The sequence below is a fragment of the Enterobacter cloacae complex sp. P27C genome, assembly GCF_014895705.1.
GTDB lineage: Bacteria > Pseudomonadota > Gammaproteobacteria > Enterobacterales > Enterobacteriaceae > Enterobacter > Enterobacter bugandensis.
Genome location: NZ_JADBQB010000005.1, coordinates 1 through 11,719 on the forward strand (window position 1 = coordinate 1; position 11,719 = coordinate 11,719).

Here is an 11,719-nt window from a genome sequence, read left to right on the forward strand (position 1 = left end):
ATCACCATGGGTAAAGGATGTTAAAAAGTGTTCACCATGTCCCCGAACACCTGTCTACCATGTCCCCGGACTGTACACAGGGAGAGGGTCGGGCTGATGCCTTCACCCATTCACAATCGCCAGCGTAAACCCATCCCATCCCTTAACCCCCACCGTTTGCAGTGCGGTGGCGGTTAAGCGTGGGTTATCCCCCGTCATCTCTATAAAACGCCGCACGCCCAGCACGCGCGCGTCGTCGCTTTGCCCGTTAATGACCTCGCCGTCGCGGACCACGTTATCGCCGATAATCACCGTGCCGGGACGGGAATAGTGCAGCGCCCACTCCAGATAGCCGGGATTGTTTGGCTTATCGGCATCAATAAAGATCAGGTCGAACGGCGGAACGTCACCGAAATTCTCCAGCGAGTTCAGCGCCGGGCCTTCTATTAATTCAATACGATCGTTCAGCCCCGCGAGGCGAATATTCTGGCGGGCAACATCGGCATGCGTTGGGTCCGCCTCGAGCGTAATCAGCTTTCCGTCCGGCGGCAGGGCGCGCGCCATCCAGATAGAGCTAAAGGCACCCAGCGTACCGATCTCAAGAATGCGTCTTGCCTGCGTCATGCGCACGAACAGCGCCAGCAGCTGTCCCTGATTGGCCGCAACATCGTGTTCGGGTAGCCCGGCGCGTTTGTTGTTCTCAAGAACCTTCTGTAGAACCTCATCCTCAGGGATAAGCGAAGAAATCATGTAATTATCTACTGCAGACCATTGTTGTTGCATAGATTGACTCCTTTAGAGGGATTGCCGGGTGGCGGCTACGCCTTACCCGGCCTACGGGTGCGAAATGCAGGTCCGGTAAGCAAAGCGCCACCGGGCAGGTTTTCAGGCACTGACCCATCCTCCGCCCAGCGCTTTATACAAATCAATCTGCGCCAGCAGCAGGTTATTTTTGACCTGCACCACGCTGGTCTGGACCGAGTACAGCGTGCGCTGCGCGTCCAGCACGTCAAGATAGGATGAATAACCGTTGCGATAGCGGTTCTGCGCAATGCGCAGCGTCTCCCGGGCCACATCCTGCTGGGCAAGCAGCTCCGTCAGCTGTTCCTGATAGCGCGTAATGGCATCAAGGCTGTTGTTCACTTCGGCAAACGCGTTACGCACGGTTTTTTCATACGCATACAGCGCCTGGTTACGCTGGGACTGGGAAATATCCACCTGCGCGTTCAGCGCCTGGCGGTTCAGCAGCGGGGCGAGAATGCTGCCGCCTGCGCTCCAGAGCTGGAGCGGGTTGTCCAGCAGGCCGGAAAGGGTGCGATCCTGGATCGATCCGGTTGCGGTCAGGTTGATCGACGGCAGCAGGCTGGCGCGTGACGCGGCAAGCGAGGCATCAGCCGCAACCAGCTGTCGCTCAGCCTGCACGATATCCGGCCGACGATTCAGGAGCGTGGAGGGCAGCTGTGACGGCAGCGTGAGCGGCGTCAGCGTCGCAAAGCTTTCGCTACGCGCTACCGCACCGGGATTGCTTCCCAGCAGCAGGCTCAGGGCATTCTCCTGCTGCGCAATCTGATGCCGCAGCACGGGCACCTGCGCTCGCGTTGAGCGAAGCTCGGAATCCGACTGCATCAGCTCCAGGCGCGAACTGTAGCCCGTCTCAAGCTGGCGTTTGGCAAGATTAAACGCCTCTTCGCGTGATTTCAGCGTGGATTCGGTCACGCGCAGCTGTTCATCAAGCGAGAGCAGGGTGACGTACCCGGAGGCAACGGACGAGGCGACGGTGAGATCCGCAGCCGCGGCGGCGGCTTTTTGCGCCTCCAGCGAGGCTTCGGCGGCATTGGACGTGCTGCGGTTGACGCCCCAGATATCAACGTCATAGCTCGCCGTCAGGCTGCCTCTGTACAGCGTGCTGTAAACCGGAAGCCCAGTGGCGGCGGATTGAGAACGGGCGCGCGTCCCGGTTACGCCCGCGTCGAGCGAAGGAAACAGGCTGCCGTCGGCGGCAAAGACCCGCGCCTGATACTCGTTAATTCGTTCCCGCGCGATCAGCACGTCGCTGTTGTTTTTTAGCGCCTGGTCCACATAGCGGTTGAGGTTGTTGTCATGAAAATTGCGCCACCAGAGCTGTTCCGTCGGGCTGGTTGGCCCTGAGACGGCGCGCCATTGAGCCGGAATTTGCAGGGTCGGCTGCGCCGGCTTGACGTCAACGGACTGGCATCCGGCCAGCATGAGCGCCCCCACCAGCGCGGCTATCGGGCGAAGGATCATCACTTCGCCTCCCGCGTATCAATCGTCACCTGTACCGACATACCCGGACGCAGCAGCGCAGACTCTTCAGGCTTACCGAGCACCTCAATGCGCACCGGAATACGCTGGGCGATTTTGACAAAGTTGCCGGTGGCGTTGTCCGGCGTGATAGCGCTGAATTCAACCCCGGTCGCCGGCGAGATGCTCTCTACGCGGCCCTGATACGCTTTGTTGTTTAAGGCATCGACGGTAAACTTCACCGGCTGACCGACGCGCAGCTCCGCCAACTGGGTCTCTTTGATGTTGGCAATCACCCAGTGCTGCGGCGGCACCAGCGTAGTGAGGTGCGTTCCGGCGGTCACGTACGCGCCGAGACGCACGGCAATCTGGCCGAGCTGGCCGTCGCGCGGGGCGATAATGCGGGTGTTTTGCAGGTCAATCTGCGCCAGCTCCAGCGCCGCTTTGGCGTTTTCAACATCTGCCTCCAGCGCGCCGCGGTTCACAATCACCGTCTGCAGATCCTGACGCGACATCTCAAGCGTGGCTTTCGCCTGGTCGATATCTGCGCTGCCCTGAGCCGCACTGGCCAGCGCGGCATCGCGCTCCCGAATGGAAAGCGAACCATCCGCCGTCAGATCCTTCACGCGCTTTAAATCCGCCTGGGTTTTCAGGCTCTGGGCGCGGGCATTTTTCAGCGCGGCTTCATTTTTGGCAATGGTCGCTTCGGCGCTTTTCCGCTGCTGCAGGTTGTTATTCAGCGCGGCAATTTTCATCGCCAGCTGCGCCTCGGCCTGATGGACGCGCTGGCGATAGATGCGGTCATCGATCTGCAGCAGCAGATCGCCTTTTTTGACCTGCACAAAGTCCTGAACCTTCACCTCGGTGATATAGCCGTTAACCTGGGGGCTAATGAACGTCGTCTGGCCGCGCACGTAGGCGTTGTCGGTAAACTGCGCGTGGCGGGTAAACGGCGGCAGCTGCCAGGCGTAAAGAATGACCAGCACGCCGACAATACCGATGGCAGCGGCGGTGAAAACGGAAACAATGCGCACATTTTTGCGGGTGTTGGCCTGCTCTTTGGCGGCATCCTGCTGACTCATAAACTCTCCAGAAATATTACAATTATTTGTTGCCGGTGGCGTTCTTCAGCGCCATACGGGCAGTAATGCGCAGGCGCAGCAAGCGCCATAAAATCCAGACCAGCGTGGCGGCAGCGATGCTTGCCGTCAGCAGATAAGTATCGTTGTAGGCCAGAATATTTGCCTCAAGGCTGGTCACCGTCTGTAGCTGGGTAATGGCCTGCGTTCCCAGCAGCGTACTGTCGCCAATCAGGCTTTTATACATCTGGGTATAAAGCTGAATCCGCTCGTTGACCAGCGGGTTAAGCGTGGTGAGCTGATCCGCCAGCAGGCTGGAGTGGTATTTCTCGCGCCAGGTCTGGAAGGTGCCGAGAATCGCCGATCCCAGCAGGCCGCCGAGGTTCTGGCTCATGCCAAACATGACCGAAAAGCTGACCAGGTTACGCGGGTCGGCAATTACCCCGCCAATGGCGGCCAGCATGGCGGGCGCCAGGAAGAAGGCGCTGCCGAAGCCCAGCAGGAATTGGCTGACCATCAGCTGATCCGGGCGGGTCAGGTTATTGGACTGGCTGTCCAGCAGCGAGGCAACAATCATCAGCGCCAGAGAGGTGATAATCGGCCACGCCAGCTTTGTGGGCTTGATGGTGAGGCAGCTGGTGACGATCCCGCAGACGATCCCGGCGAAAATGGACCACGCCAGATGGGTCATCTGCTCATTCTGTAACCCCACGTACTGCAGCCAGCCGATGACGCCGGTATTTTGCTCCGCCAGCACGATGCGGATCAACAGCATGATCAGCCCCAGGCGAACGATGCTGCCGCTCGACAGCCAGCGGGTGTTCAGCAGCGGGTTGGCGCGGTTATGTTCAAACACGATAGCGGAAACAATCAGCACCAGCGATAGCGCCAGCGACCAGCCGATCCACGGCGCCTCAAACCACCAGTCAAGACGGCCTAAAGAGAGCACGGCGCAGAGCAGGGCCATTCCGGGAGCCAGTAAAAAGAAGGTGACAAAGTCTTTCTTCTCGAAGACCTTGCGTCGGTCACCCGGCGGCAGTTTTAAGGCGATTACGCAGGCCAGGGAGATCAGCGCCAGCCCCAGTTCAAAGAAATAGAGCCCGCGCCACTCGTCCAGCTGGAGAAGCTCAGTGGAAAACAGACGCGCCAGCGGAATAGCGAGCGACGATCCGGTGATCCCGATGGTAAGCGCCTTCAGGCGATGCTTCGCAGGCCAGGCCTGGATTTGGTAGTAAATCCCCAGCGAGCTGAGCGCGGCGGCCACCATCCCGTGCGCGGCGCGTACCATCAGCGCGGAGCTGAGGTCGTTAACGAACAGGTGGAAAAAGGTGACCAGCACGTAGAGCACCAGAAAACCTTCCGTAAAGGCGCGCAGGCCGTACTGTTGACGAAATTTGACCAGCAGCAGGTTAATGGAGATGTTGGTCATCACATAGACTGCGGGCAGCCAGGCGATTTCGGTCGACCAGGCCCCGAAGGTCCCCTGCAGGTTTTGCAGGTTGGCGGTGACCACCGCATTGCCCAGCGCCCCCGTCAGGCAAACCAGCAGCCCAACGACGCCATAGGCGACGCGTTTTGGCGTACTGTGCTCGGGAGTGGAAGGCGAACCCAGCAGGGCGGGTTTCTCATGGGGCTGCCACTCGCGAGGAGCATAAGGGTCGCGTTCGGGCAGGCGCATAACGTCATTACCTTAGAAATGATTGAATAATTAGCGGGCTAGCGATTCTACGTCTGCCGCAAATGATAATTCAAGTGAATATGATTTGCGCATGTTAATCAAATGTACGAAAGAAATTTAAGGAAAAAGAGCGGCCCGATGTCGCCGTTGTGTTGAGAACCTGAAGTCGCTACCCTGCAGGGATAGCGAGAAGGAGTTCATCATGGAACAGACCCATTTTCCCATCCTGCCGGATGCCACGCTGGCGGCCATTAATACTGTCGGTGAATGGCTGGCGCAGGATGACCTGAGCGACAGCCGCCTGTACCCGGACGTCGATGCGGTAATTCTGGCAGGGAACGCGGTGATCCCGACCATTGATGCAGCCTGCCGTATTGCCGCGCAGCGAGAAATCCCGCTCCTGATTAGCGGAGGTATTGGTCATTCAACCGCGTTTTTATATTCAGCTATCGGAAATCATCCGCGTTATCACACCTTACAAGTCGAAGGGCGGGCCGAAGCAAGCATTCTTGCCGACGTTGCGCGGGCGTTCTGGCAGATCCCCGAGGCGCGCGTGTGGGTTGAAGATCGCTCCACCAACTGCGGTGAAAACGCGCGCTTTAGCTGGAACATGCTGAAAGAGCGTCAGCGGACAAGCGGGCGCGTGCTGGTGGTGCAGGACCCAACGATGCAGCGCCGCACGATGGCGACGTTTGCCCGCGTGTGCCGCGATGAACCCGCATCACCGCAGTGGATCAGCCATCCCGGGTTTACGCCAGTGCTGCAAAACGGCACAGAGGGCGTGGAGTTTAGTGGGGTCAACGCCGGGCTGTGGCCCGTTGACCGGTATCTGTCGCTGGTTCTGGGTGAACTACCGCGGCTGTATGATGACGCCAACGGCTATGGCCCGGCCGGGCGGGATTTTATCGCCCACGTTGAATTCCCTGAAACCGTCACCGCCGCATGGAGACAGCTTCAACAGGACCCAGTCCTGAAGGTGGCGCGTAAAATCATCTAATCCCCTCGCCCCATTGGGGAGAGGGTTAGGGTGAGGGGAGAATCACAGCGCCGCAAACTTATCCAGCGTCCGCACCAGCTGCGTCACAAACCCATACTCGTTGTCATACCAGGCAACGGCTTTCACCAGCTGCAGGTCTCCCGCTTCTGACACCTCCGTCTGCGTGGCGTCAAACACCGAACCATAGTGCGAGCCAATCACATCTGACGACACGATCTCGTCATCGGTATACCCGAACGATTTATTCCCCTGGGTCGCCTTTTTCAACGCGGCGTTGATCTCCTCGACCGTCACCTTTTTACCCAGAATCGCTACCAGCTCGGTTACCGATCCGGTTTTCACCGGCACGCGCTGGGCGTGACCCTTTAGTTTGCCGCTGAGCGCGGGGATCACCAGGCCGATGGCTTTCGCCGCACCGGTGGTATGCGGAATAATATTTTCTGCCGCCGCCCGCGAGGCGCGCAAATCTTTCCCGCGCGGGCCATCCACCAGCGCCTGGGTGCCGGTATAGGCATGAATGGTGGTCATGGTGCCCACTTTAATTTCAAACGCGTCGTTCAGGGCTTTTGCCAGCGGGGCGAGGCAGTTGGTGGTGCAGGACGCGACGGAAATAATAGTATCACTGGCGTCAATGGTATCGTCATTCACGCTATAGACGATGGTCTTCATCTCACCCGCGGGCGCCGAAATCAGAACTTTCTTCGCACCGGCGTCCAGGTGCGCCCGCGATTTTTCTTCTGAGGTATAAAAGCCGGTGCACTCCACGACGATATCCACGCCCGCGGCTTTCCACGGAATGTGCTTTGCCTCCTTTTCGGCGTACACCGCGATGGTTTTACCGTCGACAATCAGCGCATCCTCGGTGAAGTCCACGCTCCAGGGGAAGCCACCGTAGTTGGAATCATGCCTGAGCAGGTAGGCCAGGACTTTCGGGGAGGTGAGGTCGTTGATGGCGACGACGGTATTGCTGTCCTGGGTTTCAAGAAGGCGGCGCAGCACAAGGCGTCCAATGCGTCCAAATCCATTAATGCCAATTTTACTCATGGTGTTCTCCTGTGAACGTGTCGATACGACAGTTTGAACTCATCCAGGCTTAGACCATCACGGGCAGGGCAGCAATTGAAGATGCTTCATGCGAGGGGAAGTATTTGAAAAACCATACAGAAAAGTTAATGAATTTTTAAGGAAAGGAGATTATGTTGGCGCGGTGACTGTTTATTTCAGGAAATCCCATGCGCACTAAATATACAAGCCTTCAAATCACGATTCACTGGCTGGTGTTTTTGTTAATCGTTGTCGCCTACTGCGCGATGGAATTCAGAGGCTTTTTCCCGCGTTCCGATCGACCGCTTATTAACATGATCCACGTCTCCTGCGGCATCTCGGTTCTGGTGCTGATGGTGGCGAGATTGCTGATCCGCCTGAAGTTTCCCGCACCGCCCATTCAGCCTAAACCCAAAGCGATGATTACCGGTATGTCCCACCTTGGGCATCTGATCGTCTATCTGCTGTTTATTGCGCTTCCGCTGATTGGCATTGTAATGATGTATAACCGTGGAAACGACTGGTTCGCCTTTGGTCTGGCGATGCCTCACGCGGCGGAGGGGAATTTTGACCTGGTGGATGTGCTGAAGGAGTGGCACGTTACGCTGGCAAATCTGGGCTATTTCGTGATTGGTCTGCACGCCTTTGCGGCGCTGATGCACCACTATTTCTGGAAAGATAATACTCTTTTGCGCATGATGCCGAATAAGCGTCAGTAGTCTTAAACTCGTGCCGGGCGGCGCAGCGCCACCCGGCTTGTTTTTTAACCCACAAGAACACGCTCTTCATCAGTTAACGCCAGCGTCTGCGTTGACCCCGTCTCTGACGATTTCACCGCCGCTTCCAGAACAGCCATGACCGCTAACGCCTCGACAGGATGAACGGGATTGGCGATCTTCCCGAGCATCGCATCCCGCACGTTGATGTAGTACTGCCGCTGATCGCCCTTTGGCGTGGCAATCGTTTGGGGTTCACCATCAGCTCCGAAGAACACCATGCTGTCGTCGTCTTCGCCCCAGGCGTCGCTGCCGGGGATTACGCCAGCCAGCAGCTGCGCTTCCTGGCGATCGATTCTGGCTTTCACCACGCTGCCTTTGTCCCCGTGAACGGTAAAGCGCGCCGTACCGCCAGCCACCAGCATGCTGGCGTGCAGAACCACCTTATGATCCGGGTAATTGAGGACCACGTGCGCCCAGTCGTTAACCTCTGCGCCGTCGCGCAGCGTGGCAATATTTCCCTGAACAGACTCTGGCAGGCCAAACAGCTGAAGCGTCTGGTCGATCAGGTGAGGGCCCAGGTCAAACCACAGACCGCTGCCGGGGACGTTCTGCTCGCGCCAGCGCACGCGCACTTCCGGGCGGAAGCGGTCAATATGCGACTCCAGATGTTTAACCTTGCCAACCGTGCCTTGCTCAATAATCTGCTTAATGCCGAGGAAATCACTGTCCCAGCGGCGGTTGTGGAAAACGGAGAGCAGAAGCTGCTTTTCATCCGCCAGGGCAATCAGGTCCCGGGCTTCCTGCAAATCCAGAGTGAAAGGCTTATCCACGACCACGTGTTTTCCCGAGTTCAGGGCCAGCGTCGCCAGCGGCGCGTGGGTGGCGTTAGGGGAGGCAATAACCACCAGGTCAACATCAGGATGTTGAATGGCTTCTTCGGGCGTGGCTACCACCAGCACATCCGGAAGATCGCGCTTCACTTTCTCTTCATCACGGGAAGAGACCACCGCCAGCTTGAGCCCGTCCACGGACTGGATCAGCGGGGCATGGAAGGTTTTACCGACAAAACCATACCCGATCAGCGCAATGTTGATTGTTTGAACTTTACTCATGACCTTCTCCACGTTATTGCGCGCACACCGTGACCCGTAATGCGCCAGGGTCCCCAAGCTCAGGCCAGGGACGATCTAAAAAGAGTTGATGAATATCGGTGAGCCCGGAGACCAGATACGGCTCGCAGCGGTTAACTTTCAGGTGATCGGCAACAATCCAGTGCGCATGGCTTGCGGCGAGCATCGCGCGTTTCACCTCGGCATCCGCTTCTTTACCGGCACTCAAACCGAGTTCGGCATGAAGGGCGCACGCCCCAAGAATGGCGATATCGGCCCGATAGCGTGACAGCAGGGACAACGTGGCGCTGCCGGCAAACAGGCGCTGCTTCGGGTCCCATTTTCCACCGAGCAGAATAAGCTCAATGTCTTCCCGGTCGCTAAAATGCTGGGCGATATCCAGCGAGGTAGTGATCACGGTGTGAGGTCCCTGCAGAAAAGTAGCGACGGCCATCACCGTACTGCCGGCATCCAGAAACAGGGTGGAACCCGGCGGAACCGCCTGCGCAACCTGTTTCCCCAAGCGCTGCTTGGTTTCCGGCAACAGGGTATTGCGGCCCTGACGATTCATGGCCGAAAGATTCAGAGCAATAGCCCCGCCGTGATTCTTCTGGGCAAGCCCCTGATTTTCCAGATCGGTCAGATCCCGACGAACGGTATCCGCCGAAACCTGCAGCTTTTCTGCCAGCTCGGTGATGCTGGCCTGACCTTGTTCACTGAGAATATCAAGGACATAGCGTTGACGTGCGGTTTTGTGCATGGGCAGCAATCCTGCAAAATGTCGCAATAAATCGCATAATACAGCATTTTGACGCAGAAGGAAGGAGTATCGTAAACCAGGTTGATGTTTAATTATTGGAATTATATTAAGCGGATATCATTAAGCCGTTCTGAATGTTAACCACAGTGTTAATGTTATGTTTTAATCAACGATTTGGGTTATGTAACCAACGCATTGTCATTAACTGGTGGAATATGCTGATATGTAATTAAAATAAAGCATTTAATGTCTGATTTATGTTTTTTATTAGAATTATTTTTCAACAAATCGATGGCTCTTACTTAAGTTGACACTTCTTTGAAAATCTTTGTGTCTGACCCACTCAGAAATTAACGCAAAAATGTGCGCAGAGGAGATTAAGAATTTTCCTTAAATTACAGTGTGTTTTGATGTTTCATCTGAAAGGCTACTTTCGGAGTTTTGTCCAGAAACCCCATGTTTTTTCTTATATGTAACACCGCATTAACATTGTGGGTGTAGTGGCCTATACCACATTTTGTTATGCTGCAAATCAACTTATGAAATAAGTAATTTCTTAAATTTAATAAGACAAAGGCGGATCTCATCTCCATCGGAAATGGGTATGGGGAGCTTTACCTGAAATTTAGCGAGGAAGTTAAATAAGATATTTGTCTAATTATCTGTACCTCTTTTTGGGTAATTGCTTGAGTATCACTCAGAGTCAGGGAGATAAAATGACGATATTACGCAAGCCTGTTTCACGCCAATTTATAGCTACGCTGGCGTTAATTTCATTAGCCCTAAATACGGCTTATGCCAATAGTGGCGCGGTAGGTATTGCCCCGATGGCAACGACGACCTTAAAGGAAAGTATTCTTTTCGCTATCGATCGCGATCCGTCAATTAGCCAGCAGGCCGCGCAGTTAGGTATTGGTCAGGCGCAAATAGACGAGGCGCGCAGCGGCTGGATGCCGCAAATAGCGTTGAACGGGAGTACGGGGCATAGCCAGACCACCGATTCCAGCGGTTCGCTGAAGAATTCTGCGGCCTGGGGGGTGAGCCTGACCCAGCTGATATACGATTTTGGCAAGACCAACAACAGCATCAGCCAGTCTTCCGCACAGCGCGATAGCTACCGCTACCAGCTGATGAGCACGCTTTCTGACGTGGCGGAAAAAACGGCGCTCGGCTACGTGGAGGTCAAACGTTATTCCGACCTGCTACAGGCGGCAAAAGAGAATGTTCAGGCACTGAAAAACGTGGAGCAGCTGGCAAAACTGCGCGCCGATGCGGGCGTGAGTTCCACCTCCGATGAACTCCAGACCCGCACGCGTATTGCCGGCATGCAGGCGACGGTGGCGCAGTATAACGCCGCGTTGAACAGCGCCCGCGCAAGGCTCGCGGTATTAACCGGAATGCAGGCAGATCATTATTCGCCGGTACCCGCAAACCTCGCCGTTGAGCCGGATTCGCTCAACCGCATTGATTATTCGTTAATACCGGCGGTAATGGCCGCGCAGAATATGGAACGTTCGGCCCAGTATGGTGTTGAAACGGCGAAGTCCCAGCACTGGCCAACCCTGAGCCTGAAGGGGGGACGCACGCGTTACGAGTCGGACAACCGCTCATACTGGGACGACCAGATCCAGCTCAATATTGACGCACCGCTTTATCAGGGCGGCGCGGTATCCGCACGCGTGCGTCAGGCTGAGGGTGCACGGGCGATGGCGTCATCTCAGGTCGATCAGGCGCGTTTCGACGTGCTGCAAAAGGCCTCCGTCGCGCAAGCTGACTGGACCGGCGCACGGGGAAGAATGGAGGCCGGGAAGCGGCAGCTGGAAAATGCGCTGCGGGCCCGCGAGGTTTATAAAAATGAATACACCCTGAGCAAGCGGAGCATTAATGATTTGCTCAGCGTTGAGCAGGATGTCTGGCAGGCCACGTCGGCGAAAATAATTGCCGAGTATGATGGCTGGAGTTCGGCAATTAATTATGCTTCCGCGGTTGATAATTTAATGCCGCTTATTGGAATAGAGAAAAACGCTGCCGCAAAATTACCCGATTTGAGTTAACAAAAGCCACGCATAGCTGCACGAAATAAGTCTGAAAA

At 56.3% G+C, this 11,719-nt stretch carries 10 protein-coding genes; 3 read left to right on the plus strand and 7 right to left on the minus strand.

Features of this window, described 5'->3' with window-relative positions; all coding sequences use genetic code 11:
- Positions 1 to 102: 102 nt before the first annotated feature.
- The 4 genes from IM291_RS11200 to IM291_RS11215 form a co-directional block, all read right to left on the minus strand.
- Positions 103 to 762 carry an O-methyltransferase gene (locus IM291_RS11200; RefSeq protein ID WP_192986875.1) on the minus strand — a complete coding sequence of 220 codons (660 nt, stop codon included), beginning with the start codon at positions 760 to 762 and terminating at the stop codon, positions 103 to 105.
- A gap of 102 nt (positions 763 to 864) precedes the next feature.
- On the minus strand, positions 865 to 2,244 hold the full coding sequence (locus IM291_RS11205; RefSeq protein ID WP_048999255.1) for an efflux transporter outer membrane subunit: 1,380 nt from the start codon (positions 2,242 to 2,244) through the stop codon (positions 865 to 867).
- Positions 2,244 to 3,323, minus strand: a complete 1,080-nt coding sequence (locus IM291_RS11210; RefSeq protein WP_028013076.1) for an HlyD family secretion protein — start codon at positions 3,321 to 3,323, stop codon at positions 2,244 to 2,246. The genes IM291_RS11205 and IM291_RS11210 overlap by 1 nt, the downstream gene beginning before the upstream one ends.
- A 22-nt stretch (positions 3,324 to 3,345) precedes the next feature.
- On the minus strand, positions 3,346 to 4,998 hold the full coding sequence (locus IM291_RS11215) for an MFS transporter (protein WP_032644875.1): 1,653 nt from the start codon (positions 4,996 to 4,998) through the stop codon (positions 3,346 to 3,348).
- A 202-nt stretch (positions 4,999 to 5,200) separates the two neighbouring features.
- On the opposite strand from IM291_RS11215, the gene IM291_RS11220 reads away from it, so the two are divergent.
- Positions 5,201 to 5,995 carry a YdcF family protein gene (locus tag IM291_RS11220; RefSeq protein WP_192986877.1) on the plus strand — a complete coding sequence of 265 codons (795 nt, stop codon included), beginning with the start codon at positions 5,201 to 5,203 and terminating at the stop codon, positions 5,993 to 5,995.
- Positions 5,996 to 6,037: 42 nt separating this feature from the next.
- Here IM291_RS11220 and gap read toward each other — a convergent pair whose 3' ends face one another.
- Positions 6,038 to 7,039, minus strand: coding sequence for a type I glyceraldehyde-3-phosphate dehydrogenase (gap, locus tag IM291_RS11225; RefSeq protein WP_028013079.1), 1,002 nt, complete (start codon positions 7,037 to 7,039; stop codon positions 6,038 to 6,040).
- Between the two features lie 188 nt (positions 7,040 to 7,227).
- Between gap and cybB the strand changes: the two genes are divergently transcribed.
- Positions 7,228 to 7,758 (plus strand): cytochrome b561, encoded by a 531-nt coding sequence (gene cybB, locus IM291_RS11230; protein WP_032644876.1) that lies wholly within the window; start codon positions 7,228 to 7,230, stop codon positions 7,756 to 7,758.
- 44 nt (positions 7,759 to 7,802) lie between these two features.
- Here the strand turns inward: cybB and IM291_RS11235 are convergent, their stop codons facing one another.
- Entirely contained in the window at positions 7,803 to 8,870 is a 1,068-nt protein-coding gene (locus tag IM291_RS11235) for an oxidoreductase (protein WP_192986878.1), read from the minus strand.
- A 13-nt stretch (positions 8,871 to 8,883) separates the two neighbouring features.
- Positions 8,884 to 9,627 carry a DeoR/GlpR family DNA-binding transcription regulator gene (locus IM291_RS11240; protein WP_028013082.1) on the minus strand — a complete coding sequence of 248 codons (744 nt, stop codon included), beginning with the start codon at positions 9,625 to 9,627 and terminating at the stop codon, positions 8,884 to 8,886.
- A gap of 716 nt (positions 9,628 to 10,343) precedes the next feature.
- Between IM291_RS11240 and IM291_RS11245 the strand changes: the two genes are divergently transcribed.
- Positions 10,344 to 11,681, plus strand: coding sequence for a TolC family outer membrane protein (locus IM291_RS11245; protein ID WP_041910078.1), 1,338 nt, complete (start codon positions 10,344 to 10,346; stop codon positions 11,679 to 11,681).
- Positions 11,682 to 11,719 lie beyond the last annotated feature (38 nt).

What these genes read in the sequence shown, in the direction of transcription:
- IM291_RS11200 (WP_192986875.1), bottom strand. Translation starts at nt 762, where the DNA reads ATGCAACAACAATGGTCTGCAGTAGATAATTACATGATTTCTTCGCTT.
- IM291_RS11205 (WP_048999255.1), bottom strand. Translation starts at nt 2,244, where the DNA reads ATGATCCTTCGCCCGATAGCCGCGCTGGTGGGGGCGCTCATGCTGGCC.
- IM291_RS11210 (WP_028013076.1), bottom strand. Translation starts at nt 3,323, where the DNA reads ATGAGTCAGCAGGATGCCGCCAAAGAGCAGGCCAACACCCGCAAAAAT.
- IM291_RS11215 (WP_032644875.1), bottom strand. Translation starts at nt 4,998, where the DNA reads ATGCGCCTGCCCGAACGCGACCCTTATGCTCCTCGCGAGTGGCAGCCC.
- IM291_RS11220 (WP_192986877.1), top strand. Translation starts at nt 5,201, where the DNA reads ATGGAACAGACCCATTTTCCCATCCTGCCGGATGCCACGCTGGCGGCC.
- gap (WP_028013079.1), bottom strand. Translation starts at nt 7,039, where the DNA reads ATGAGTAAAATTGGCATTAATGGATTTGGACGCATTGGACGCCTTGTG.
- cybB (WP_032644876.1), top strand. Translation starts at nt 7,228, where the DNA reads ATGCGCACTAAATATACAAGCCTTCAAATCACGATTCACTGGCTGGTG.
- IM291_RS11235 (WP_192986878.1), bottom strand. Translation starts at nt 8,870, where the DNA reads ATGAGTAAAGTTCAAACAATCAACATTGCGCTGATCGGGTATGGTTTT.
- IM291_RS11240 (WP_028013082.1), bottom strand. Translation starts at nt 9,627, where the DNA reads ATGCACAAAACCGCACGTCAACGCTATGTCCTTGATATTCTCAGTGAA.
- IM291_RS11245 (WP_041910078.1), top strand. Translation starts at nt 10,344, where the DNA reads ATGACGATATTACGCAAGCCTGTTTCACGCCAATTTATAGCTACGCTG.